The sequence below is a fragment of the Yinghuangia seranimata genome (assembly GCF_029953285.1).
Lineage (GTDB): Bacteria > Actinomycetota > Actinomycetes > Streptomycetales > Streptomycetaceae > Yinghuangia > Yinghuangia seranimata.
In genome coordinates this window covers 27,704-52,015 of record NZ_JASAOI010000012.1, presented here as the reverse complement: position 1 = coordinate 52,015, position 24,312 = coordinate 27,704, and the positions used below count along the sequence as shown (strand labels likewise).

General features: G+C 72.9%; 23 protein-coding genes. 9 read left to right on the top strand and 14 right to left on the bottom strand.

The features are described 5' to 3' along the window. Positions 1-37 precede the first annotated feature (37 nt). The 4 genes from QI554_RS09410 to QI554_RS09395 form a co-directional block, all read right to left on the bottom strand. Positions 38-1,144 carry an amidohydrolase family protein gene (locus QI554_RS09410; RefSeq protein ID WP_281468022.1) on the bottom strand — a complete coding sequence of 369 codons (1,107 nt, stop codon included), beginning with the start codon at positions 1,142-1,144 and terminating at the stop codon, positions 38-40. After that, positions 1,141-2,169: an exonuclease domain-containing protein gene (locus QI554_RS09405; RefSeq protein ID WP_281468020.1), complete on the bottom strand. Its 1,029-nt coding sequence runs from the start codon at positions 2,167-2,169 to the stop codon at positions 1,141-1,143. Before QI554_RS09405 ends, QI554_RS09410 begins: the two co-directional genes overlap by 4 nt. A gap of 64 nt (positions 2,170-2,233) precedes the next feature. After that, positions 2,234-3,007, bottom strand: coding sequence for a YidC/Oxa1 family membrane protein insertase (locus QI554_RS09400; RefSeq protein ID WP_281468017.1), 774 nt, complete (start codon positions 3,005-3,007; stop codon positions 2,234-2,236). Between the two features lie 123 nt (positions 3,008-3,130). Beyond that, positions 3,131-3,469 (bottom strand): DUF6412 domain-containing protein, encoded by a 339-nt coding sequence (locus QI554_RS09395; protein WP_281468016.1) that lies wholly within the window; start codon positions 3,467-3,469, stop codon positions 3,131-3,133. 198 nt (positions 3,470-3,667) lie between these two features. Here QI554_RS09395 and QI554_RS09390 point away from each other — a divergent pair, with 198 nt between their 5' ends. Both QI554_RS09390 and QI554_RS09385 read left to right on the top strand, forming a co-directional pair. Continuing rightward, entirely contained in the window at positions 3,668-4,897 is a 1,230-nt protein-coding gene (locus QI554_RS09390; RefSeq protein WP_281468013.1) for an ATP-grasp domain-containing protein, read from the top strand. Positions 4,898-4,971: 74 nt separating this feature from the next. Further along, positions 4,972-6,249: an MFS transporter gene (locus QI554_RS09385; protein WP_281468011.1), complete on the top strand. Its 1,278-nt coding sequence runs from the start codon at positions 4,972-4,974 to the stop codon at positions 6,247-6,249. A gap of 13 nt (positions 6,250-6,262) precedes the next feature. On the opposite strand, the gene QI554_RS09380 is transcribed toward QI554_RS09385, so the two are convergent. Beyond that, on the bottom strand, positions 6,263-6,418 hold the full coding sequence (locus tag QI554_RS09380) for a hypothetical protein (protein ID WP_281468009.1): 156 nt from the start codon (positions 6,416-6,418) through the stop codon (positions 6,263-6,265). A 209-nt stretch (positions 6,419-6,627) separates the two neighbouring features. On the opposite strand from QI554_RS09380, the gene QI554_RS09375 reads away from it, so the two are divergent. Both QI554_RS09375 and QI554_RS09370 read left to right on the top strand, forming a co-directional pair. Continuing rightward, entirely contained in the window at positions 6,628-9,579 is a 2,952-nt protein-coding gene (locus tag QI554_RS09375) for a tetratricopeptide repeat protein (RefSeq protein ID WP_281468006.1), read from the top strand. Positions 9,580-9,611: 32 nt separating this feature from the next. Continuing rightward, the gene (locus QI554_RS09370; protein ID WP_281468004.1) at positions 9,612-10,022 is read left to right on the top strand and encodes a nuclear transport factor 2 family protein; all 411 of its coding nucleotides are present in this window, start codon (positions 9,612-9,614) and stop codon (positions 10,020-10,022) included. A 198-nt stretch (positions 10,023-10,220) separates the two neighbouring features. Here the strand turns inward: QI554_RS09370 and QI554_RS09365 are convergent, their stop codons facing one another. The 4 genes from QI554_RS09365 to QI554_RS09350 form a co-directional block, all read right to left on the bottom strand. Then, positions 10,221-11,516 (bottom strand): amidohydrolase family protein, encoded by a 1,296-nt coding sequence (locus QI554_RS09365; RefSeq protein WP_281468002.1) that lies wholly within the window; start codon positions 11,514-11,516, stop codon positions 10,221-10,223. A gap of 5 nt (positions 11,517-11,521) precedes the next feature. Further along, complete coding sequence (locus QI554_RS09360; RefSeq protein WP_281468000.1) at positions 11,522-12,832, bottom strand: amidohydrolase family protein; 1,311 nt, start codon at positions 12,830-12,832, stop codon at positions 11,522-11,524. An 11-nt stretch (positions 12,833-12,843) separates the two neighbouring features. Next, entirely contained in the window at positions 12,844-13,734 is an 891-nt protein-coding gene (locus QI554_RS09355) for an SDR family NAD(P)-dependent oxidoreductase (RefSeq protein WP_281467998.1), read from the bottom strand. Between the two features lie 62 nt (positions 13,735-13,796). Next, on the bottom strand, positions 13,797-14,600 hold the full coding sequence (locus QI554_RS09350) for an acetoacetate decarboxylase family protein (protein WP_281467996.1): 804 nt from the start codon (positions 14,598-14,600) through the stop codon (positions 13,797-13,799). A gap of 251 nt (positions 14,601-14,851) precedes the next feature. Here QI554_RS09350 and QI554_RS09345 point away from each other — a divergent pair, with 251 nt between their 5' ends. Continuing rightward, positions 14,852-15,511, top strand: coding sequence for a TetR/AcrR family transcriptional regulator (locus tag QI554_RS09345; protein ID WP_281467993.1), 660 nt, complete (start codon positions 14,852-14,854; stop codon positions 15,509-15,511). 26 nt (positions 15,512-15,537) lie between these two features. On the opposite strand, the gene QI554_RS09340 is transcribed toward QI554_RS09345, so the two are convergent. Continuing rightward, entirely contained in the window at positions 15,538-16,479 is a 942-nt protein-coding gene (locus tag QI554_RS09340) for a BAR domain-containing protein (RefSeq protein ID WP_281467991.1), read from the bottom strand. Next, positions 16,479-17,003, bottom strand: coding sequence for an RNA polymerase sigma factor (locus tag QI554_RS09335; RefSeq protein ID WP_281467989.1), 525 nt, complete (start codon positions 17,001-17,003; stop codon positions 16,479-16,481). The genes QI554_RS09340 and QI554_RS09335 overlap by 1 nt, the downstream gene beginning before the upstream one ends. Positions 17,004-17,213: 210 nt before the next feature. Between QI554_RS09335 and QI554_RS09330 the strand changes: the two genes are divergently transcribed. Beyond that, positions 17,214-17,465 carry a hypothetical protein gene (locus QI554_RS09330; RefSeq protein WP_281467987.1) on the top strand — a complete coding sequence of 84 codons (252 nt, stop codon included), beginning with the start codon at positions 17,214-17,216 and terminating at the stop codon, positions 17,463-17,465. 37 nt (positions 17,466-17,502) lie between these two features. Here QI554_RS09330 and QI554_RS09325 read toward each other — a convergent pair whose 3' ends face one another. Continuing rightward, positions 17,503-19,281: a serine/threonine-protein kinase gene (locus tag QI554_RS09325; protein ID WP_281467985.1), complete on the bottom strand. Its 1,779-nt coding sequence runs from the start codon at positions 19,279-19,281 to the stop codon at positions 17,503-17,505. 166 nt (positions 19,282-19,447) lie between these two features. Continuing rightward, on the bottom strand, positions 19,448-20,221 hold the full coding sequence (locus tag QI554_RS09320) for a hypothetical protein (RefSeq protein ID WP_281467983.1): 774 nt from the start codon (positions 20,219-20,221) through the stop codon (positions 19,448-19,450). A gap of 239 nt (positions 20,222-20,460) precedes the next feature. Here QI554_RS09320 and QI554_RS09315 point away from each other — a divergent pair, with 239 nt between their 5' ends. Together QI554_RS09315 and QI554_RS09310 are read left to right on the top strand one after the other, a co-directional pair. Further along, on the top strand, positions 20,461-21,447 hold the full coding sequence (locus QI554_RS09315; protein WP_281467981.1) for a metallophosphoesterase family protein: 987 nt from the start codon (positions 20,461-20,463) through the stop codon (positions 21,445-21,447). 90 nt (positions 21,448-21,537) lie between these two features. Beyond that, positions 21,538-22,368 (top strand): SURF1 family cytochrome oxidase biogenesis protein, encoded by an 831-nt coding sequence (locus QI554_RS09310; protein WP_281467978.1) that lies wholly within the window; start codon positions 21,538-21,540, stop codon positions 22,366-22,368. Here the strand turns inward: QI554_RS09310 and QI554_RS09305 are convergent. Continuing rightward, on the bottom strand, positions 22,352-23,128 hold the full coding sequence (locus QI554_RS09305) for an SIR2 family NAD-dependent protein deacylase (protein ID WP_281467977.1): 777 nt from the start codon (positions 23,126-23,128) through the stop codon (positions 22,352-22,354). The genes QI554_RS09310 and QI554_RS09305 overlap by 17 nt on opposite strands. Before the next feature lie 64 nt (positions 23,129-23,192). On the opposite strand from QI554_RS09305, the gene QI554_RS09300 reads away from it, so the two are divergent. Continuing rightward, positions 23,193-24,281: a Zn-dependent alcohol dehydrogenase gene (locus tag QI554_RS09300; RefSeq protein WP_281467975.1), complete on the top strand. Its 1,089-nt coding sequence runs from the start codon at positions 23,193-23,195 to the stop codon at positions 24,279-24,281. Positions 24,282-24,312: the final 31 nt, after the last annotated feature.

The following is a 24,312-nucleotide window of genomic DNA, read 5'->3' as shown; positions in this document are numbered from 1 at the left end:
GGTGCGCTGATCCTGCGTGTGCCGAAGCCCGTCGGGGCTAGAGCACGGCCCCCGAGACGATGTTGCCCCGCAGCACGATCACCGTCGGAGCGGTCAGCACGGCGACGTCGGCGCGCGGGTCGGTCTCGTACACGACGAAGTCGGCCGGCGCGCCCTCGGTGAGCCCGTCGCGTCCGAGCCACTCGCGTGCGGCCCAGGTCGCCGCGGAGAGCGCGGCGCGCGTCGGGAGCCCCGCGCGGACGAGTTCGGCGACCTCGTGGCCGACCAGGCCGTGGGCGAGCGAGCCTCCCGCGTCGGTGCCGACGTAGATCGGGATGCCCGCGTCGTAGGCGGCCCGCACGTTGGCGTACCGGCGCGCGTGGAGGGCGCGCATGTGGGAGGCGTACTTCGGGAACTTGGCCTCGGCGCCGTCGGCGATCGCGGGGAACGTGTCGATGTTGACGAGCGTCGGGACGATCGCGATGCCCCGCGCCGCGAACTGCAGGACGAGGTCCTCGGTCAGTCCGGTCGCGTGTTCGACGCAGTCGATGCCGGCCGCCACGAGGTCCGGCAGCGAGTCCTCGGAGAAGCAGTGCGCGGTGACCCGCGCTCCGACCGCGTGCGCGGCGTCGATGGCCTCTTTGAGCGCGTCGTACGGCCAGCAGGGCGCGAGGTCGCCGCTGTCGCGGTCGATCCAGTCGCCGACCAGCTTGACCCAGCCGTCGCCGCGCCGCGCCTCCTGGAGCACGTAGGCGGTGAGGTCGCCCGGTTCGATCTCGTGCGCATAGTTACGCAAGTACCGGCGCGGGCGGGCGAGATGGCGGCCGGCGCGGATGAGCTTGGGCAGGTCCTCGCGGCCGTCGACCCAGCGGGTGTCGCTCGGGGACCCCGCGTCGCGCAGGAGCAGCGCGCCCGCGTCGCGGTCGGTGAGCGCCTGGCGTTCCGCGGTGTCGTGGTCGACGGCGCCGTGCGCGTCGAGGCCGACGTGGCAGTGCGCGTCGACGAGGCCGGGCAGCACCCAGCCGCGCAGGGTGACGGCGTCGGCGCCCGAGTAGCGCGGCCGGTCGAAGGTGATCCGGCCGTCCAGCACCCACAGTTCGTCGCGGACGTCGTCGTCGCCGGGCCCGGTGAGCACCGGGCCGACGACGTGCAGGACGGCGCTCACCGGGGTCCGCCGGGGCCGGGCGCGTCGGACGGGTAGTAGCCCGCGTAGTCCTCGGGCTCGTCGTACCGCGCGTTCGGCTCGGGTTCCTCGGGCTCGTCGGGCTCGCGGAGCACGTCGTACTCCTCGGGCGCCGGCGCGGCGGCGGGCGCGGGCACCGGCACACGCGCGGGGGCGGGCGGCGCGATCGGCCCGATCGGCCAGTCCCCGGCGATGCGTTCGCCGTGCCCGGGCTTGGTGCGGTCGAGGTACGCCTGGAACGAGGCGGCCTGTTCGGCGGCCCACGCGCGCTGCTCGTTGTGCAGGGCGTGCGGGTCGAGCACGGCGACCTTCGGGTAGCGGGCGCCGATCTCCTGGGCGAGGCGCAGGCAGGCGAGCGCGTCGCCGTCGGCGGTGTGCGCGCCGTCGACGGCGACGCCGTAGAACGCGCTGGTGGCCTCGAGGGTGCGCTTGCCGCGGCGGAAGCGGTCGAGCTGCTTGTCGATGATCAGCGGGTCGACGATCGGGCCGAGCACGGGCGTGCGTTCGGCGAGCGGGGTCAGGCCGTGCCTGCGCAGTTCGGCGTCCAGCAGCGTCAGGTCGAACACCGCGTTGTAGACGGCGACGGGGGTGCCGGACGTGAGGTGGCCGGCGAGGATGTCGGCGATCTCCGCGAGGCACTCGGCGGCGGGGCTGCCGTGGGCGCGTGCGTGCGCGGTGGTGATGCCGTGGACGGCGGTCGCCTCCGCCGGGATGTCCCGGTCCCCCGGGTCGACGAGCCACGTGCGGGTCGCGCCCGAGCTGTCGCACACCGCCGCGCTGACGATGAAGTCGGCGGTGACGTCGACGCCGGAGGTCTCCAGGTCGAAGGCGGCGAGCGGCCGCTGGTGCCAGCCTTCGTGCGTGCCCCGGGCGGGCGCCGCGGGTTTGGGCTCGCAGTCACGGCAGTACGTCGTCCACTTGCCGTCGACCCGGGTCAGCGCGCCTTCACCCGGCTGGACGTACGTCGAGCAGGTGGCACAGGCGGCGCCGTATCGGTTGGTGGCCACAGGCTGGTTCCTCACTCCTCACGTCAGGTCGCATCAGTTCACGGTGCGTCGGTCGGCCCCAACGCTACGGGGTCGCGACGACGCGCCCGGCACGGCACGCGACGAGGCGCCGCAGCAGCGGGCGTTCGGCGGCCGACCAGGCGGAACTGGTGACGACGTACAGGCCCGCGGCGAGCGGGGCGACGGCGACCGTGGCGACGGTCGCGAACGGGAGCCAGACGGCGGCTTTGGCGGCCGTCGCGGCGGTGGGGTCGGACGGGGTCTCGGCCCCGGCGGCGTTCGCGGCGGCCTGCCGGTGGTGGGCGTAGGCGACGAGCGCGGTGAGCAGGAGGACCGCGACGAGGACGAGCGTGCCGGGGCCGGACAGCGCCGCGACGGGGTGGGCGGACAGCGGTGCCCCGGCGAGGGTGTGGCCGAGCAGGTCGCCGTCGCTGGTGAACAGCCGGTACAGCACGAACAGGACGGGTGCCTGGGCGAGTGCGGGCAGGCACCCGGCGAAGGGTGAGACCCCTGCTTCGCGGTGCAGTTCGGCGAGTTCGCGTTGCAGGAGGGCCGGGTCCTTGGCGCGGCGGCGGTCGTGGCGGCGGCGCAGTTCCTGGACGCGGGGCGCGAGGGCGCGGCGGGCGAGGTCGGCGCGGGCCTGTGCGTACGAGAGCGGGATGAGCGCGACGCGTACGCACATGGTGAGCAGGACGATGGCGGCGGCGACCGAGCCGCTGCCGCAGAGCGGGGCGACCGCGTGCGCGAGGTGGGTGACGATCGCTCCGGCGATGTCGATGGGGCCGCCGGTCGCGGCGGAGGCGGTCGGGGGCATCAAGGCGTGCGTGATGGCGGGCATGGGAGGCCTCTCCGGGCGTCAGGAACGTGGACGCGTCGGACGGCGGCGTGGCGCGCGGAGTCGGCGGAACCAGGGTGCGCGAAGGCGGGGCCTCGGCGCGTTGCGAGTGCCGGAAGACTGCGGCTAGGCGGCCGTCGGGACCCGGCCGCCCGGGGCGCGCGGCCTGGTGTGGCCCGGCCCGTCGGGGTCGCGCAGCGGCAGAAACGCCAGTTTCAAAGCGAGTTCGCGCAGAACACGGGCGCGCACGCGCTCCGGTCCGCCGCGCAGATGGTCGCCCGCGAGGCGCACGGACAGCATGACGGCGAGCGTCGCGAACAGCGCCGCGAGCGCGAAGCCTGCGGCGAACAGGCCCGGCGCGGCGGCGTCTTGGCCGACCAGTCCGGCGACGGACGCGCCGGCGGTAAGCAGGGCGAGGCAGAACACGCGGACGAACTCGGCGACCTGCCTGATGCGGTCCGTCATGACGTGTGCCTCCTCCCAGGGTGCGTGCCGCGACCGGCTCGGTGGAGCCGCCGCGATCGGCGTGGCGCCAGCATCGCACACGACCGAGCCGGTCACGTGCGATGCCCGTCGTCGAACATTCCGGACCTGGTCTGCACGGCGGGCCGTGCGCGGTGCCACTATGTCGGCGTGCGCGTACTGGTCTCGGACGGTTTCGGTGTGACATCGCGTCAGGTCGCCTTGCTGCTGGCCCGTGCCGGGCACGAGGTCGACCTGCTGGCGCCCGAGGGGCGGCCGCCGCTGCGGCTGCCTCCGGAGGTCGGTCGGGTCCACCCGGTGCCGGCGTTCGGGTCGGCGCCGTGGCAGTGGCTGGAGGCGGCCGAGAAGATAGCCCGGGTCGACGGCCACGACGTGCTGATACCGGCGGGCGACCAGGTCGCCGTGCTGTCCCGGGCGGACGCCGGCTCGGGCGCGCTGGCCGGGCGTGTGGCCGTACCGCGGTTCGCGGCGCTGGAGCGCGTGCAGGACAAGGTGTCGGCGGCCGTGACGCTCACCGAGATCGGGCTGCCGCAGCCCGAGGGGACGGTGGTGAAGTCGGCGGAGGCGTTGCGGCAGGTTGCGGACCCGCCGCTGTACGTCAAGCTGGCGGTCGGCTCGCGCGGTGACGGGGTGTTCCGCATCGCGCGCCGCGAGGAACTGCTCGCGCTGGCCGACCGGCTCGAGGCGGACGGGGTGTTCGCGGGCGGCGGTCGGGTGCTGGTGCAGCATCCGGCGCAGGGTCAGATGATCAGCGCGCAGGCGGTGTTCGACAACGGGCGGCTGGTGGCCGCGCACGTGTTCCGGCACGTGCGGTCGGACGGGCGCAGTGGCGCGGTGGCCAAGCAGAGCGTGGACATGCCGTCCGTCCGCGAGCACATCACGCTGCTGGGCGCGCACGTCGGCTGGCACGGGGCGCTGTCGATGGACGGCGTGCTGACCGCGGACGGGCCGATGTGGATCGACGTGAACCCGCGGCTCGTGGAGCCGGCCAACGCGGTGCTCTCCGGGACAGACCTGGTCGCGGCGCTGATCGGGGTCTCGGTGGGCCAGGCCCCGCCCGCGGCGCTGCGGGGCCGACCGGCGGTCATGACCCACCAGTTCGTGCCCGCGCTGCTCGCGGCCGCGGGCGAGGGGCGCCTGGCGGTGCTGCGTGAGCTGTGGCAGGCGACGGTGCGGGGCGGCGTCTACCGGGACAGCGCCGAGGAGTTGCTGTCGCCTCGCACCGAGCGGCGGGCGATCCCGTCGCTGCTGGGGCTGGCGGCCGGACTGCTGACCGCCCCCGACTGGGCGGTGCGGCGGGCACGGCGGGGCGAGGACGTGGAGGCGCTGACGGCGTCGGCGTGGGGTCAGATACGGGCGGGGGCGCCGCCGGGTGACCTCGCGCCGACCGACTCGTTGTTCCGTGAGTGACTGAATCGACAAATACTCACGAAACAGCGGCAATCGCACCTTCGCCCGCTGAGCCCTCGCCCGCCGCGCCGTCCATGGCCCGGATCGCCGTCGCGTCGTTCTCCGGGACCGCGATCGAGTTCTACGACTTCTTCGTCTACGGCACGGCGGCCGCGCTCGTCCTCGGGCCGGTCTTCTTCCCGTCGTTCTCCGCCGTCGCCGGGACCCTCGCCGCGTTCGCCACCTATGCGGTCGGCTTCGTCGCGCGGCCGCTCGGCTCGATGCTGTTCGGGCACGTCGGCGACCGCATGGGGCGGCGCCCGGTGCTGATCGCGTCGCTGCTGATGACCGGGCTGGCGACGGTCATGGTCGGGCTGCTGCCGACGTACGCGCAGATCGGCGTCGCGGCGCCGCTGCTGCTCGTCGCACTGCGGTTCCTCCAGGGCCTCGGCCTGGGCGGCGAATGGGGCGGGGCCGTGCTGCTGGCGGCCGAACACGCGCCGGCGCGCAGGCGCGGGCTGTGGGCGAGTTTCCCGCAGACCGGACCCGCGGTGGGGTTCCTGCTCGCGAACGGCGTCATGCTCGTGCTGTCGGCGACCCTCACCGACGCGCAGTTCCGCTCCTGGGGCTGGCGGATCCCGTTCTGGGGCGCGGCGGTTCTGGTCGCGGTCGGGCTGCTGCTGCGGGCGTCGATGGCGGAGACGCCGGCGTTCCGCGAACTGACGGAGAGCCATACGACGGCACGCGTACCGCTGTTCGAGGTGTTCCGCGACCACTGGCGGATCGTGCTGCTGACCGCGGGGGCGCTGTCCGTCGGGTACGCGGTCTTCTACACCGTCACCACCTGGTCGCTGCACCACGGCACGCACGACCTGGGGGTGAGCCGTACGACGATGCTCGCCTGCATCATGGCCGCCGTGGCCGTCAAAGGCGTCTCGACGCCCTTTGTGGCCATGCTCGGTGACCGCTACGGCCGCAAACCGCTGTGCCTGCTCGGCACGACCGCGGTGCTGCTCTGGTCCTTCCCCCTGATCGGACTGCTGCAGACCGGCAAGCCGCTCTACATGACGCTCGGATTCGTGGTCGCGCTGCTGGGCTTCATCACGATGTTCGCCGTCCTCGGCGCCTACCTCCCTGAGCTGTACGAACCGCGCATCCGGTGCACGGGGGCCTCGACGGCGTACAACCTGGGCGGCGTCCTCGGCGGCGCGCTGACCCCCATCGTCGCCACCGAACTCTCCCGTGGCGACGGCACCCCGTGGGGCGTCGCCGCCTACCTGGCGGCGATCGCCGGCGTGAGCCTGCTGTGCTTCGCGGCGCTTCCGGAGACCCGCCCGGTCACGGTCGCCGAACCCGCGCCCGTGCCGGCCTGACGCCGCGCGGCTCTCACGACCCGGCGGGTCGTTCACCTGCCGCCGGGGTGGCGCGGCGTCGGCGCACCACCCCGGCGACGGCACGAACGGCGTTGACGACGGCGGCCGCACGGCCGAGCCATTCGAAGACCGTCGTCGGGTCGAGGTTCACGATGCTGATCAGGTGCACGGCGTCCTCCCGGACCACTCGGGCGAGGCCCTGGGCGGCCTCGCTGATCCAGGTGTAGGAGCGGGCGGAATACTCCTGGAGGGGCCGCGGAGTATGTGCGGAGACGATCGCGGGAGACGGCAGGCGTCGCGTGCCGCTGTCCGGACTATCCGGAGAATCAGCGGAGTTCGCCAGCTAGCCTGTGAGGTCAGCCTTGGGGGGAGGACCACGTGGGCCGCAGTCTCAGTCCGCTCGATCCGGACGCGCCGCAGGAAGTCCGCGAACTCGCCGCATCGCTGCGGGACATCGCAACCGCCGCCGGATACGCCAACGTCGCGGCTCTCGTACAGGACGTCGGCCGAAGCTCGGCGACGGCGGTGTACGACGCTTTCAACGCCCGCCGGGTGCCGACCGAGGACGTGCTGCGGCGAATCCTGAAAGCGTGCAACTCGGCCTACACGTTGCGGTGGGAGAACCGGCTGCGGGCCGCGCGTTCGGCCGAGGCGGGGGCAAAGACGGACGCCTCGCAGGCGGAGCCCGCCCCGCCACCCGTCGCGCCCCTCGTCCGGACGTCCCTCTCGCCGCCGCTGCGCGAACTCCCGGTCGCCGTCCACGGGCGCGACGACCTCCTCGCGGTGCTGCGGGAGCGGGTCGCGGCCCCGAACGGCCGCATGCAGGTGCTGCACGGGCTCGGCGGGTCGGGAAAGACCGCGCTGGCGCTGGCCGTGGCTCGGAACGCGCTCAACGTCGGCGCGCAGGTGTTCTGGATCGACGCGACGACCGAGCACGGCATCGACGCGGCGATGCGTCAGGCGGCGTGGGCGCTGGGGCTGACCGACGAGCAGTTGGACGACGCGTCGTCACGCGGGCTCAGCCCGGTCGACGCGGTGTGGGACCACTTGGAACGCGCACCGCGCGCGTGGCTGCTCGTCTTCGACAACGTCGACGACCGCGCGCTGGCGAACGCCGGCTGCCGGACACCGGGTGACGGCACAGGATGGCTGCGCGCGGGGCGGCGCGGACTCACACTCGTGACCACCCGCATCCGCGATGCGGAGCTCTGGGGCACGGACACCGAGCGGTGGCCGGTCGACGTGCTGCCGCCGGAAGCCGGCGCGGACGTGCTGCTCGACCTCGCACCGCGCGCCGGGGACCGCGAGGACGCGGTGCGGCTGGCCGAGACACTCGGCGGCCTGCCGCTCGCGCTGCGGCACGCGGGCGCGATGCTGCGGCGCACGACGGAGGGCACCGCCGGGCTGCTGTCCGCCCGGCAGGGCTTCCGCGTTCGGACGTTCGCGGACTACGGCGCCGAGTTCGGGGCATCCGGGATCAGCTTCCTCGACCGCGGTGCCCGGCAGGCACTCGACCTCGACGAGACAGAGGTGCGACACCGGGCCCTGGTGAGCCGCACGTGGGAACTGAGCCTCGACCTGCTCGAGCAGTCGGGCCTGCCCGAGGCCCGCGTGGTGATGCGGGTGCTGTCGTGCTTCGGGCTCGATCCCTTCCCCCTCGACCTGCTGGACCCGGCGGCGCTGGCGGCCAGCGGCGTGATCGGGTCGCCGCCGGACGTGGACCGGCTGGACCGGGCCTTGGAGGCCCTGAACGCGCTGTGCCTCGTCGACGTTCGCGAGGTGCAGCTCGGGGGCGCGGGACGGGCCAACCACCTGACGGTGCACCGGTTGGTGCTGCAGGCGACCCGCGTGCGGCTGGACCAGGAGGCGCCGCAGGTGCGGCGGGACGTGGGGCGCGCGGCGGCCGCCGCGTTGGAGGTCGCCGCGGCACCGGCGCCCGAGCTCGACGCGAACTGGGCGTACTGGCGAACGCTGAGCGGCCATGCGACGAGCGCGCTGGCGGGAGTGGACCTCGGGGACGAATCGGCGCTGCTTCCGGTGCTGCGCTCGGCGCTCCGCTGCTTTGCGTACCACTGGTTCGTCCGGGACTTCGCGGCCGGTGAGACGTTGGCGGCGGACGTGCTCGCCGCCTCGGCCGGGCTGCCGGACGACCACGCGCTGCGGCTGATCGCCCGCGACCGCTACGCGCTGGCGTACCTGAGCGGCGAGGCGGAGTGCGCCGAATACCGGACCGCGTGGCAGGGACTGCGCCGACAGTTCGGGGACCTCGACCCGGATGTGATGATCAGTCACCACAACCTGCTGGCCCGCGGCGCGTGGGGCGGCGAAGACGCCGCGGCACGCGTGGAGGAAACCTACGACCTTCTCCTGCGGCGCACGCGTGTGCACGGCGAGTACCACCCGTACACATTCCTCACGTGGTGGCTGTACGTGGACACCCTGGCCGAAGTCGGCCGTGCGGACGAGGCGGAGGAGCTGGTCGACGGGCTGTCCGCACGCATCGGGAGCACCGCGGAACTCGGAGACGTCGCGCTGGAGACCCGGCACCGGCTGGCGCACTGGCTCGACGACCGGGAACGCTTCGAAGCCGCCGAACAGCTGTACCGGTCGGTCCTTGCCACCTTGGACACGGCGGGCGAGCCGAGCCGTCGCCTGGAGTCCCAGGGCCTGCGGCGCTGTCTCCAGAAGAACCTCGAACGGCAGGGGCGCGACAAGGACGTGCTGGCCGCGCGTGAGGAGTACGTGGCGTGGCTGGCCGAGAACGTCCCGGCCGACGACCATGAACGCCTCAACGCGACGCACGAGTACGCGGACTGCCTCAAGGACGCGGGGCGTTACGCGGCGGCGGAGGCGCTGCTCCGCCAGGTCGAGGAGATCCGGCGCGGGTACGCCGACGACGCGTCCCCGGCCCTGCGGGACGACCGGCACTGCCTGGCTCACGTGCTGTTCGCGCTGGGGCGGCGCGAGGAGGCCCTCGAGCTCGTGCGGGCATCTGTGAGCACCACAGAGCCGCCGGAAGGTGTTTTCGACGATACCTACCGCCGCCATTTGTTCTGCCTCGTCAACACTGTGCGTCGCACCAGCCCCGAGGAGGCTGAGCGGCGTACGCGGGAGTACCTCGCATGGGCGGCCACCGTGGGCGGCACGGTGCCCGGTGTGCTGGCGGCCGAATGCGTGCTGGCCCTCCTCGCCCACGACGCGGGGGCCCTCCCGGCTGCGGACGCCAGACAACGCCTGGAAACCCTGCGGGGCCGGCACCAGGAGAACGACTCGCCGGACGAGGTCGAGACCCGCCTCATCGACGACTACTGCACGGAACTGGCCTCTTGAGTTCTGCGGCGCGGGTCTCCACCATCGGGCGCATGACCGACGCAGCCGAGACCCGCCGCCGCAACCGCGCCACCCTGGAACGCGCCCTCGCCGCGGTGGGGGACGTCCCGGCGCAGATGGCGCACTACACCGAGGACACGGTGTTCGAGTTCCCGTACGCGACCCCGCCCGGCCGGGTCGAGGGCAAGGCGGTCATCGCGGAGTACCTGACGGGCGCGCTGAAGATCTTCAGCATGAAGCTGACGGTGACGCAGATCCACGAGACCACCGATCCGGACGTGCTCATCGCGGAGTTCACCAGCGAAGGCGTGGTGACGACCACCGGCAAGCCGTACGCCAACACGTACATCTCCGTGGTCCGCTTCCGCGACGGACTGATCTGCGCACAAAAGGAGTTCTACAACCCGAACGCGGCGACGGAAGCCCTCACCCCGGACGAGTGACCTCGGTATGACCACTGCGACCGCCCGCCACAGCCACCACCCCGGCATGTGCTGCCGCGTCGTTCCCCCGTCGACCACCACCCCACCACGGTTGTACCGGCGGGAGCGTTTTCCCCGCGTCGGCCCTGAGGACCACGCGGCACGGCCCCGGTGCCCGCTCGAGCGGCGGGTACCGGGGCCGTGTTCGTTGCGCCGCGGCTACGGCGTGACGCCGGGGAGCCCCACGAACGCCGGGCACTTGTCGGCGCCCTTGGGGATGTCCTCGATCGCGAGGGGCTTGAAGACCTGGGCGACCTCGGGGCCGACCTTCGCCGCGATCGGGGCGAGGAAGTCGAGGTCGAAGCCGTACAGCTTCGCGGCGTTCCCGCCCACCATGGCGGCGACCTCGTACGGGTCGATGCCGTGGTAGGTGAGCTGGAGCGCCTCGCGGCTGAACGGGTGGCTGGCCTCCTTGTGGGGGTAGTCGCTGCCCCACATGACGCGGTCGACGCCCACGGCGTACCGCAGCGCGGCCTCGGCGGGGCGCTGGAAGCTCGCGCCGACGTGGCACTGGCGTGCCCAGTACTCGCTGGGCTTCAGCGACATCGAGGAGACCAGTTCGTGCCCCCATTCGTACTCCTGGGAGCCGACGGCCTTGCCCATGCGGCCCCAGTAGTAGTCGAGCCGGCGGCACTCCTCCGGGATCCAGGCGGTGCCCTGCTCCGTGAAGACGAACTGGAGCTCGGGGTGCCGGTCCATCGTCCCCGACACGATCAGGTGGGTGAACGCGCGGTGCGCCCACCACGACACCTCGGTCAGGAACACCACCTTGTCGATGAGCGTGTCGCCGATGGGCGGGGCGGCCGAACCGGTGTGGTGGTTGACCGGCATGCCGAGTTCCTCGCACACGTCCCACAGCGGCTTGTAGTGGTCGTACTGCCACAGCGGGACCAGGCCGGAGCCGGGCGGAGTGCCGGGCAGCAGGACGCCGCCGGTCAGCCCGGCCTCGGCCGCCCAGCGCACCTCCTCGACCGCCGCGTCCAGGTCGTGCAGCATGATCTGGACGATGCCCGCGCGGCGCCCGGGGGCCGCCGCGCAGAAGTCCACCATCCACCGGTTGTGCGCCTTGAGGCCTTCCCAACGCAGCTTCAGGTCACCGGCGTTGGCGGCCGGCGGCTGGTCGGTCAGCGACGACTTCGGGAAGAACGGCGGGACGGTGTTCGGGTAGATCACCTCGGCGACGACGCCGTCGTCCTCGAGGTCGCGCAGCCGCCGCTCCGAGTCCCAGTTCCGCTTGCCGGCGTCACCCAGCAGGTCGGGGTAGGGCACCTCGTAGTCGACGACCCACGCGTCGAACTGCTCGTGCAGGCCGGACGGCAGGTAGGCGCGGTACTCGTTGATCTCGCCGCCGCCGTGGCAGTCGGCGGAGACCACGGTGTAGCGCTCCGGCCCGTCGTACGCGGCCAACAGCGGGTCCTCGGGCATGCCGGACGGCGTCATGCCGGTGTCGCTCATGAGTTCTAGACCTCCGCAGCTTCCGCGTTCGGGTTGATCGCGGCGCCGGTGTCGTGACCGGTCATCCAGTGGCGGCCGATCTCCTTGGCCGCCGCCCACTTGGTGTCGAGGTCGCGGAGCGCCCCGTCGGGTCCGGTCTGCCCCAGGGTCTCCGGGGTCACACCAATACGCGCGGCGTGCGGCGCGAGAACGTCCAGGTCGAAACCGTAGACCCCGGCGACCGCTTCGCCGAGCATCACGCGCGTTTCGGCAACCGGAACGTCGCCGAACGTCTTGCGCAGGATGTTCAGGGTGTCGGGCCACGTGCCCTCGGGGTGCGGGAAGTCGTTGCCCCAGCAGATGTTGCCGAGACCGATCTCGTACCGCATGCCGATCTCGCGGCGCTTGGTGTTGGACGCCCCGATGAAGCAGTTGCGGTCGAAGTACTCGCTCGGCAACAGCTTGATCTCCTCGAAGCCGGCCAGCTTCTTGGCGCCGCGCGAACCGAGCAGCAGCCGGTCCATGAACCACAGCATGTTGCCGACCCACCAGCAGCCGGCCTCGGTGACGCCGAACTTCAGGCGCGGGAAGCGCTCGAACACGCCCGACCACAGCAGGAACCACAGCGGCCGCGCCGGCCACCACGTCACCTCGGTGACGTAGATGCCCAGGTGGTTGCCGTACGACTCGCGGTCGGCCGGACCGGAGTGCGTGACGACCGGCAGCTCGAGCTCCTCGCACAGCGCCCACACCGGGTCGTACTTGCGGTCGTGGTACGGCGCCTGGTTCATCCACATCGCGGGGATCATCACCGCGCCGAGCCCGTCGGCCTTGATGCGCCGGATCTCGGCGAGCACGTCCGGTAGTTCGGCGGTGATCGGGATGAGCGCGACGCCGCGGCGCCGCTCCGGCGAGGTCTTGCACAGGTCGGCCAGCCACCGGTTGTGCGCCTGCGCGCCGGCCAGGCCGAGTTCGGGGTCCATGTCGCCGGACAGGCCGAGGCCGGCGCCGAACGGCACGCAGGTGCGCGACTCGACGGCGTCCGCGTCCGGGAAGATCACTTCGCCGGTCACGCCGTCCTTGTCGAGCTCCAGGTCGCGCCGGTCCACCTCCCAGCCGCTGCGCAGCACTTCCTCATTGGTCTCGAACCAGTTCGCGGCGAAGTCCTCGTTGCGCACGCCGAGTTCGGTGATCGCCTTGAGCTGCGCCTCACGCTCGCTCATGAACTGGTCGAAGGCGGCGTGGTGCTTGGCGGACAGGTAGTCCCGGTACAGCTCGGTCGGCAGTCCGGCGTGGGTGTCCGAGGAGATGATGATGTACGGGTCCAGGCTGGTCACTCAGATCACTCTCACTTGTCCAGAATGAACGTCTCGAGGTACGACGGGTTCGAGCGCGCGAGCATGCTCTGCGACCGCGCGGTGATCTGCTGGTCGCTGTGCTCGCTGGGCGGCAGGATCCAGAAGCGGTTCTCGCGGATGCCCTCGACGACGTTGGCGGCGACCGACTCGACCGGCGTGAACTCGATCTCCTGACCGGCCTCGCGCATGGCCTTCTCCCACGCGTCGAGGGTGTTGTACGGCGTCTTGCGGGGCCGCGACTTGGCGTACTTCTCGGGCCGGTTGCGGTACGACTCCCACAGCCCGGTGCGCAGCATCTTCGGCCCGGGGAACAGCACCGACGCGCCCAACTTGGCCTGAACCTGGTGCAGTTGCGCATACAGTGCCTCGGTCATGGTGACCACGGCGGCCTTCGTCGACGCGTACACGGACGCGTTGGGCAGCGGCGCGATGCCGCCGTCGCCGGACGAGGTGTTGACGATGTGGCCCTCGGTGTCCTGCGCGAGCATGCGCGGCACGAACGCCTGGATGCCGTTGAACACGCCGAAGACGTTGACGGCGAAGCACCAGTCCCAGTCCTTGGGGTCGTGCTCCCACATCCGGCCCTCGGACCCGGAGCCGATGCCGGCGTTGTTGCACAGCACGTGGACCTGGCCGTAGCGGTCGAACGCGGCGTCGGCGGTGGCCGTCACCGAGTCCCGGTCGGACACGTCGGTGACCTGCGCGAACACGTCGCCGCCCTGCTCGGTGAGGACGGCGACGGCCTTGTCCAGGGCGCCCTGCTCGATGTCGGCGAGGACGACCTTCATGCCCTCGGCGACGAACCGCTCGGCCATCGCGAAGCCGATGCCGCTCGCGGCGCCGGTGACGACGGCGACCTTTCCGGTGAAGTCGTTCAGCATGTACGTGGATTCCCTTTGCGTCGCGGCGGCGTGGAACGTACGGGGTACGGGTGCGGGACCGGTCAGGCCGGGTCGCCCGGCGCGGGCGGTTCGTCGGCGATCTGCGCGACGTCGTCGTACCGCTGGTGGATGTACGGCAGCACGAGGTCGGCCTTGACGTGTTCGGCCACGAACCCCTGCTGGTCGCTGGTGCGTTCGCTGAGCGTGATGGAGACGAGCTTGCGGACCGGCAGGTCGGCGACCGGGTCGAAGTCGGAGTCGCGCAGGACGACCTCGCCCTCGACGCGGTGCGCCGAGCGGGTCTTCTCGTTGCGGGTGACGTGCACCAGCAGCGGGTCGGCGTCGAAGCCGTCGCCGTCGATCGCGGGTAGGAACTTGTAGTAGAAGCTCAGCGTCTGCCGCGGCTCCGGCAGCGGGAGCTCCTCGGCGACGGTGCCGCGGATCTCCAGGTAGGTGACGCCCAGGCGGGTGACCTTGGCGACGACCTCGTCGCCGTCGCGCTCGACGGTGACGTCGGCCAGCTTCTTCGGCTCGCCGAACACCTCGCGGCCGCCGATGACGGAGCGCTCGGTGGTCATCGGCATGGTCAGCGTGTAGTCGCCCTCGACGTCGCCGTGCTTGCAGCGGACCGCGACGGCGCCGGCGCCGAGCGGGTAGCCGTTGATGTCGCAGCCGGAGATGTTGGCGCGGACCAGCGGCCGGTCCGCGGGGACCAGCGGCGGCGGCAGGACGGCCGCGATCACCTCGGGGTCGGTCTCCCACAGGGCGACGACACCGGTCGACCAGATCTCGGGCAGGACGCTGCGGTCCTTGGCGGTCTTCGTCAGGGCCGCCTGGGAACGCGCGCCGTACCGGGCTCGTGCCACGTACCTCACCTCTTCTGGATCAGCGTGATCTCGCATGGTGCGGATGGAGCGGATCGTGCGGGTGGTGCGGTGGAGCGGTCGTGCCGTGGTGCGGGTGGTGCGGGGGTGCCGGTGGAACAGTGCCGGGTGTGGTGGTGCTCACTCGCACCGTTCTCTGTAACACTGTTACACCCGGATGGCGGCGAGGTAAAGAGGGACATGAGGGCCCCGGCGCGCCGCGGGGGTCCCGGCGACCGCGAGAATGGGATGCGATGGAGCGAACCAGAGCCACCCCGAAGCCGGCCCAGGGCGGGCCCGCGGGTCCGCGCGTGACCCGCGACGCCGTGCTGGACACCGCGATGCGCCTGGTCATGGAGACCGGGACCGAGGGCCTGAGCATGCGGAAGCTCGCCGCCGAGCTCGGGGTCGCCGTGACGTCGATCTACTGGCACGTGGGCAACCGCGAAGCGCTCATCGACGAGCTGGTCGAACGGGTGCTTCAGGACATGGGAACGATCCGGGTCACCGGGCGTACCCCGGTGACCCGGATCGTGTCGATCGCGCAGGCCAACCGCCGCATGATCCTGGACCGGCCGCACCTGATCAGCCTGGTCCGCGAACGCGGCCTGGAATCGTTGATGATGCTCCCCGCCCGACGCGCCCTGGTGCGCGAGTTCGCGGCCGCGGGCGTCCATGGCGCACGCGCGGCCCTCGCCGTCCAGGCGGTGCAGTTCCAGGTGGCGGGGTTCGTCATGCTGGAACGGGCCCTGACCGGCCATCCGCAGGAGCCCGCTCAGGTGCAGGCGTGGCTGGCGGAAGTCGCCGAGGGCGACCCGGAGTTGGCGGACAACCTGCACACTCCGGGGGCACCGGACGCACTGTTCGACGTCGCGGTGCGGTCGATGGTGGAGTCGTTGCTACGGGAGGACTGACCCGCGGGCCGTCCGCCGGCTTCGGATCAGGAGGCCGGCTGGGCCAAGGGGACGGCGGTGTTGGTGCTCCGGGTGCCCGGCGGAGGAGTGTCCGGCGCCTTCTCCTCGTGCAGGTACAGCGTGAATCCGGGGTCGACGAGGTGGTTGCGGTCGAAGTACGCCTGCGCCGCGGCCGCGTTGTCGACCTTGACCTGGATTTCCGACCCGTGCTCGATGTTCACCGAGGAGATCCAGAACCCCGGCTGCGGATCCTTCATCAGCTGCGCGCGGATCTTGTCCGCCTGGGCGCGCGCCTCCTTGGCGCTGTGCGTGGCCTGGACGAACTTGATCACCGAGCCGTCCACCGACGGGTCGTGCTTCTTCAGCTCCTGGACGAAGGCGTCCTTCTTGCTCAGGTCGGTGAGCCAGACCGAGATCGTGCACTTGCAGTCGTCGATCTCCGCGCTCACGTAGATGTCGCGGAACTCGTGCGGGCCGACGTCCCAGGCCCACCAGGCCGCCTTCTTCACCGGCTCCGGCATCCCTCCGCCCATGTCCCACGGCCCGGCCCCGATCGCCGTGCCGGTGGGCCGCGGGATACTCGCCTCCTTCTCCTCCTCGGTGCCCGCCGACGGGAGGCCCGGCACCAGCGTCGGGGCGGTCGTGATGGGCAGCGGCATGTGCTGCGCCCCGCTGGGCGTCGGGCTGCCGGGCATGTTCGTCGGCGCGTTGGGCGCCGGAGTTTCGGCCCCCGTCCGCACCGTCGCGCCGTCGCCCTGGGCGCCCGCCGCGACGACGATGCCGCCGCCGACCGCGGCCGCGAAGGCCGCCGCGCCCATGGCGGCCACCACGCCGGCGCGGATCCGCCGCGCCCGGGCGGCGCCGGTCAGCACCGCGTCGCGGTTGATCGGCCGCAGCGGGCCGGCCTCGTCCGCGAGCTCGGAGAGCCGGTAGGAGAGCCTGGTGTCGTCGATGCCGTTGTCTGCCATCACATCTCACCTCGTATCAACTGGGACGGCCGACCCGCCGCCCCCTCCGTCCAGGTCCGTGCCAGGGTCTTGCGTGCGTCGTGCAGGTGGCTCTTGACCGTGCCGACACCGACGCCGAGCAGATCGGCGATCTCGGTGACGGACAGGTCCTCGTAGTAGTGCAGCGCGATGACCGCGCGCTGCCGGGCGGGCAGCCGGGCCAGGGCCGCGCTCAGCGACACCCGGTCGGCCACCTGCCCGCTCGAGTCCGCCACCTCCGGGCGCGTCGCGATCCGGGGCAGCAGGCGCCGCCAGATCGAACCGCGCCGCGCCTCGTCCACCACGAGGTTGACGATCACGCGGCGCACATACCGCTCCACTTCCGTCACGTCGTCGGGCACCTTCTTGGACAGCACCCGCGTCAACGCCTCTTGCACGAGATCGTCCGCACGGTGGGCGTCACCGCACATCAGGTACGCGTACCGCTTGAGGGCCTGCCCTCTTGTCGCGACCAGCGCGTCGAGAACCTGCCTGCGCTCGTTCATCCGGCAATCCGCCCCCGTTCCGTCGGCGTGCTTTGAAAACCTTGAACGAACACCTCGCCCGGCGGGTTGGGTCGCTTTCCCGAGGAATCTCGGGGGAGCTCGTCACGCAAACGGTGTATCCCGATTTGCCCTGATACGTTCCTGGCCTCGATCGTTGTCGCGTACGCCCAGCGCATTACTCACACCACTCACACCGGCAAGGAGCTCCCCGTGGCGCGATGCGAGGTCTGCGGCAACGACTACTACGCCTCGTTCGAGGTGCACGCGGCCGACGCCGTGCACGTCTTCGACAGCTTCGAGTGCGCGATCACCCGGATGGCCCCCATCTGCGAGCACTGCCGCTGCCGCATCATCGGGCACGGCGTCGAGGCCGACGGCCGCTACTTCTGCTGCGCGCACTGCGCGAAGGCGGAGGGCGCGATGGGCATCAAGGACAACGTTTCGGTGGGCGCCGCGATGTAGCGGCCCCCGCAGACCTCCGGGGCACGGCCTGGCGCCGCTACGGCCGCCAGGCCGTCCGCATGCCCTGGATCCGCGCCAACTGCTGCCCCAGCGCGACGACCTGCGGGTGGTGCGCCCCGAGCGTCCGTTGCTCCTCCGCCAGCAGCGGCCCGAGCACCGACTCCGCCTGGTAGGCGTCGCCGACCGCCGCGAGCAGCAGCCCGATCCGTTCGCGCACCTCGAACCCGAAGTGCCGGTCCCCGTTGGGCACCGTGCGGAACGCCTCGTACAGCGCCCGGTACTCGTGCAGTGCCCGGTGCGTGTCGCCGAGCTCCTCCAGGCAGGACGCGACCTGCCGCCGGTACTCCATGGCCTCCGCGTCGAGCGGTCCGAGCCGGGCCGCGAAGGCGACCGCCAGGTACTCGAGCTCGGGCAGCGCGCGCCGGTACTGCCGGTCCGCGAGCAGCGTGTCGGCGAGCGCCTGCCGCAACTCCAGGACGACGGGATCGTGTTCGCCGTGCCGAGCGACGGCCGCGGGCAGCGCGGCACCCAGCACGTCGACGGCCTGCGCCAGCTGGCTCTCGCCGAGCAGCCGTGCGGCGGCGTCGAGCGCGTCGGCCACGTCGAGCCCGCCGGGCCCGGGGTCCGGCGCCGCGGACGGGACGGCGGACCAGTCGGTGGCGGTGATGTCCGTGACCGGCTCGCCGCCGAACGCGGGAACCGGCGCGGGCGCCGCCGCCTGCCGGGGTACCCCGGGAGGGACGGACGGCACCGGGGGCACAGCTGACACCGGAGGCGCGAAAGCCTGCGGCGGCACGCCGGACGACGCCGTCGGCGGAACGACGTGCGACGGCTGCGGCACGGCCCCCAGGTCTCCGCTGACCGAAACATCCGCGACCACGACCGGCGACGGCTGCGGCGCGGCGGGATGCCGCAGCGGCCGCGTCGGGTCCATCGCCGTCGCGGGCGCGAGCGCGGCGTCGGCGTCGCGCACGGCGGCCGGGAGCAGCGGCACGAGCCGCCGGTAGACCTCCTGTGCGGTCGCGGGCCGGTCCTCCGGCTGCTTCTCGAGCAGGTCGGACACCAGCCGGTCGAGCCCGGCCGGCACGTCGGGCCGGTGCGTCCCGACGGGGTCCGGACGATCCGTCAGGTGGCGCTGCAGCACGGCCAGCACGGTAGGGGCCGTGAACGGCGCCCGGCCGGCCAGCATTTCGTACATGAGGCAGCCGAGCGCGTAGAGGTCGCTGCGCGGCTCGGCGAGCCCGGTGAGCGCCTGCTCGGGCGCCATGTACGCCGGCGAGCCTGGCAGCGAACCGGTGTTGGTCAGCTTCGTGGAGTCCGGGTCGAGGACGGCCGCGACGCCCAGGTCCAGCACCTTCACCGTGCCGTCCCGCCTGACCATGACGTTGCGCGGCTTGAGGTCGCGGTGCACGACCGGCGCCGCGTGGATGGCCGCGAGCACCGAGCAGATCTGCGCGGCCACCGCGACGACCCACTCCCACGGCACCTGGTCCTGTTCGGCGATCAGGTCGCCGAGGTCCATGCCGTCGAGGAGCTGCATGACGAGGTAGAGGTCGCCGTCGTCCATGCCGGCGTCGTAGACGGTCACCAGTCCCGGGTGGTCGATGCCCGCCGTCACCCGGCACTCGCGCAGGAACCGCCGTTCCAGCGTGGCCCGGTCGGAACCGCCGCCGACCAGGTCGGAGCGCAGCAGCTTCACCGCCACCCGCCGCTGGAGCGTCCGGTCGTACGCCTTCCAGACCTGGCCCATGCCGCCCCGGCCGACGGCCACGGACAGCTCGTATCGGTCGGCGATGATGCGCCCTGGTGCCGTCACGTCGGTACCGTATCGATCCCTGGCGGCGCTGTCCTCACGCGAGTACCCGTCTGCCTCAGCGCATCCGCCGCCGCGGGTGCGGGGAACACGCGTACGCCTCGCGCCGGTTCGGCGCCGCGCCGACGGGCGCCGGAGACGCTCGGACGGACGAGCGCTGCCGGGGCTTTTACTTGCCGTCCCGCTCGCGCAGCCGTTCGCTCAGCCCTTCGAGCCGGGCGCGGGCGCGTGCCGCGTGCGGGTCGGCGGCCGGCGCGGGCTGCGCCGGACCGGGCTGCGGCTGCGGCGCGGCGTAATGGGGCGCCTGCTGCGGCGGTTGCGGCGACATCTGCGGCACCGGCCCCGCCTGCGGCGGCACGCCCGGCGCGTACGCGTGTCCCAGCACCCCGCCCGGTCCCGCCTGATATCCCGGCGCCTGCCCCGGCATCGGCCGGTACCCGCTGTCCGCGGGCCGGTGCCCCGGCGGGATCAGGGCCGGCTGCCACCCGTGCCCGGGCGCCCGGCGACGCAGTTCCGCGTCCGGGCTGACCGCGGCGCGCGTCGTGCGGCGCGTCGTGACGAGCCAGTACGTGGGCACACCCGCCAGCAGGCCGATGAGCAGGACGCCGGCGATGTCGCCGGGCACGGACTCGAGCCCGCTCGGCGTCGCGTCCGGGCCGCCGCGCGCCTTCGCGCGGTCGTCCGCGGCGCCGTTCGCGATCAGCAGCCCCAGCGCCGCCGCGAGTCCGCCCACGGCGATCCCGAAGGCCAGCCAGGCCGCGCGCGTCCGCCGGTACAGCGCCAGGACCAGGAGCGGCAGCCACGACAGAAGGGTGATCGAGACGACGGGCACCACGGCCCACGCGATGCGTACGGCCTGCGCCTTCGCGCCGCCGTGCCCGGCTCCGGGGAACGCCCCGGGCGGGACGCCGAGGGCGTAGGGCGCGGGCGTCTGGCCGGACATCGCGTTGCTCCTGGAGGGCTCGGGACGGCGCCGTGCGGCGGGAGAACCGGCTCCGGCCGGCGGACGCGCCGAAGCGGCGCGATGGCCGCAGCGTACCGGTGTTCGATCCGCATGTGGGCCAATCCGCCTGTTTCGTTGGGCGGATCGGCGCGGGGCCGGAGCGACCAGGCCGCGTGCCCCACCAAGCTCCGAACACGCCGCCCCACGCGGGCCGCCCGCCACCCCGCGATGATGGCCGCATGCCTGACCGTGGATCACCCTCCCTCCCGCCCGGCCTCGACCTGCCCGTCGGCACAGGTCCCGCGCCCGTCACCGGCGCGGCCCACCCGTCGCCCCCCACCACCCATGTTCGAGTCGCTCCGCTCCCGCCCCTCGTTCCCTCCCCCGCGTTCACGTTCGCGTTGATCTCGGACCGCACCGGCGCCGCCCGCCCCGGCGTGTTCGAGCGCGGCGTGGCGGCGCTGAACGTCCTGCACCCGAGCTTCGCCGTGCAGCTCGGCGATCTCATCGAGGGCTACACGGACGACCCCGAGGTGCTGGACGCCGAATGGGCGGAGGTCGACGCGATGCTCGCCCCGCTGCGGATGCCGCTGTTCCACGTGCCGGGCAACCACGACGTGGGCACCGAGCTGACCCGGCGCCGCTGGCTGGAGCGCTACGGCCGGCTGCACTACCACTTCCGCCACCAGGACGTGCTGTTCGTCGTCCTCAACACGCAGGACCCCGAGTACGACCTCGACCCGGAGGCCAAGGCGCGGCTCGCCGCCAAGCTCGCGGCGGCGGACGGCGACGAAACGCTGACCCGCGAGGCGTACTTCTCCGAGTTCGACTGGGACGGCACCCAGCTGTACGCGGGCCTCTCCGAGGAGCAGCTGGTCTGGGCCGAGGGCGTGCTGCGCGACCACGCCGACGCGCGCTGGACGTTCTTCCTCATGCACATGCCGCTGTGGCAGGGCGACGGCCATCCCGCGTACCACCGGCTGCGGGCCGCGCTCGGCGACCGGCCGCACACGATGTTCGCTGGGCACGTGCACAACTACAAGGCGTCCGAGATCGACGGCAACCGCTACATCCGGCTCGGCCCGACGGGCGGCGTGTGGGTCTTCGGCCCCGACGACCCCGGCAACGTCGACCATGTGACGCTCGTGACGGTGGACGCCGACGGCCCGCACGTGGCGAACCTCGCGCTGGACGGCATCCGCGACGTGGAAGGCCGCCTGGTCTGAGCCGTCCGGCCCGGCCGGCCCGGCCCGCGGAGCGGTGGCGGCTCCGCCCCTGCGCGGGGCCCGCGCGGGGGCGGAGTACCGTCTTATCCCGTGTACCGCTTCCTGCTGACCCCGCGCTGGATCGCCCTCAACCTGCTCGTGGTGCTGCTCATCCCGGTCATGATCAAGCTCGGGTTCTGGCAGCTCCACCGCTATGAGGCGAAGGCCGAGCGCAACGACAGACTCAGCGCGAACCGCGGCCACACCCCGGTGCCGGTCGGCGACCTGTTCGCCGTGGACCGGGACATCCCGGCGAGTGTGCAGTGGCGCAAGGTCAGCGCGACCGGGCACTACGACGCGGCGCACGAGCTGCTGATCCGCGGCCGCACCAACGACAACGTGTACGGCTTCTACGTGGTCACGCCGCTGATCACCGGCGACGGCACCGCACTGCTGGTCAACCGGGGCTGGGTGAAGGCGAGCGAGGACAGCGCCGCCGTGCGCCCCGTCGTGCCGGCCGCACCGAAGGGCGAGGTCACCGTCGTCGCGCGGGCGCGCCCGGCCGAGACGCGGGCGCGCAGCGGCATCCGCGACAACGACGGGCTCCCGGCGGGCATCGTCATGCGGATCGACACGGAGAAGCTCGCGCCGACGCTGCCCTACCCCGTGTTCGGCGGGTACGGCCAGCTCGTCGAGGAGACCCCGAAGCCGGCCGAGGCGCCGACCGCGCTCGGCACGCCGGAGTCCGAGGACACCGGGCTGAACATGGCGTACGCGGTGCAGTGGTGGATCTTCGTCGTCGCGCTGGTGGCCATGTGGGTCAAGGTGGTGCGGCGCGAGGCGGCGGAGCTCGAGGCCGAGCTCGCGGCGCTGGACGCGGCCGAGGCCGAAGCGGACGCGGAGCCGGAGCCCGCGCCCGCCCCCGTCACTCCGGCGCGCTGACCCCGTCGCGCGGTCCGAGCCCGTCCACGAGCTCCGGCAGCACCGTGCCGATCGGCTCGCGCAGCACGGCGTCGGCGACCGCGTCGTACGGCGTCTCCTCCGCGTTGACGACGACCAGCCGCGCCCCGGCCTCGCGGGCCACCCGGCACAGCGACGCGGCCGGCTCGACCTGCAGCGACGTGCCGACGGCCAGGAACAGGTCGCACACCTGCGACGCGATCGCGGCGCGCTCCAGGACCCGTCGCTCGAGGGCCTGCCCGAACATGATGGTCGCGGTCTTCTGGATGCCGCCGCAGAGCGTGCAGCGCGGGTCGTCCTCGCCGGCGTCGACGCGCGCGAGGGTCTCGTCGAGGGTGGTGCGGTGCCCGCAGTCGGTGCACACCACCTCGAACATCGTGCCGTGCAGCTCGATGACCTTGGCGGCGCTGTTCCCGGCGCGCACGTGGAGGCCGTCGACGTTCTGCGTGACCAGGCCGAGGAGCCTGCCCGAGCGCTCCAGCTCGACGAGCGCGCGGTGCCCGGCGTTGGGCTGCGCGAGCCGGGCCGGGTTGTCGCGGCGGGCGAGCCATGAGCGGCGCCGGATGTCCGCGTCGCCCATGTAGTCGGGGTAGCGGACCAGCTTCTCGGCGTCGGGGTTGGTGGTCCACACGCCCTGCGGACCCCGGTAGTCGGGGATGCCCGAGTCGGTGGAGATACCGGCGCCGGTGAGCACCGTGATGGAATCGGAGGCCCGGATCCACTCCCGGACGGAGGCGTTCATGAGATCGAGCGTAGCCACCGGCCAGATTTGACGGCACGTCATTTAGCGGACAACAGGAGGGGTCATGGTGCGCGCTGCGGTACTGCACGGGGTCGGCGAGCCGGTCCGGATCGAGGAGATCGAGCTGTTCCCGACCGGGCCGGGCCAGGTGCGGGTCAAGGTCGCCGCGTCGGGGGTGTGCCACTCCGACCTGTCGCTCGCCGACGGCACGCTCGACCAGGCGTTCCCCGTCGTGCTGGGCCACGAGGGCTCGGGCACGGTCGTCGAGGTCGGCGAGGGTGTCACGCACGTCGCGCAGGGCGACCCGGTGCTGCTGATCTGGGCGCCGCCGTGCGGCGAGTGCTGGTTCTGCGAGCACGCCGAGCCGCACCTGTGCGTCAAGGCGATGGACGCGGCGCGCGTGCCGTACGCCCGCCTCGCCGACGGCACGGAGGTGCTGCCCGGGCTGGGCACCGCGACGTTCGCCGAGGAGACGGTCGTCCCGGCGGCGGGCGTCGTGAAGCTGCCGCGGGGCGCCGCGCTGGCGGAGGCCGCGCTGCTGGGCTGCGCGGTGACGACGGGCACGGGCGCGGTGTGGAACACCGCGCGCGTCGCGGCCGGGTCGAGCACCGCCGTCATCGGCCTCGGCGGCGTCGGGCTGTCGGCGGTGCAGGGCGCGCGGGTCGCCGACGCGTCCGTGATCATCGCGGTGGACCCGGACCCGGACAAGCGCAAGCTGGCCCTGGCGCTGGGCGCGACCGACGCCCTCGAACCGGCGCCTGACCTCGGCAAGCGCGTGCGCGCGCTGACCGGCGGGCGCGGCGTCGACCACGCCTTCGAGTGCGTCGGCCGGGCGGCGACCATCCGCACCGCGTGGGGTCTGACCCGGCGCGGCGGCATGACCACGGTGGTCGGGGTCGGCGGCAAGGACGACAAGGCCGAGTTCAGCGCGCTGGAGCTGTTCCACTTCGCGCGGACGCTGACCGGCTGCGTCTACGGCTCGACCGACCCGGCCCGCGACGTGCCCCGGCTGCTGGAGCACGTCGCCGCGGGCCGCGTCGACCTCGGTGCGCTGGTGACCGCTCGGATCGGGCTCGACGGCGTCAACGACGCCTTCGCCGCGATGCGCGAAGGCCGGGGCGCGCGGTCGCTGGTGGTCCCGGCCTCCGCCTAGGGCCTGACCGGGTCGGACCGACCGGACCTGC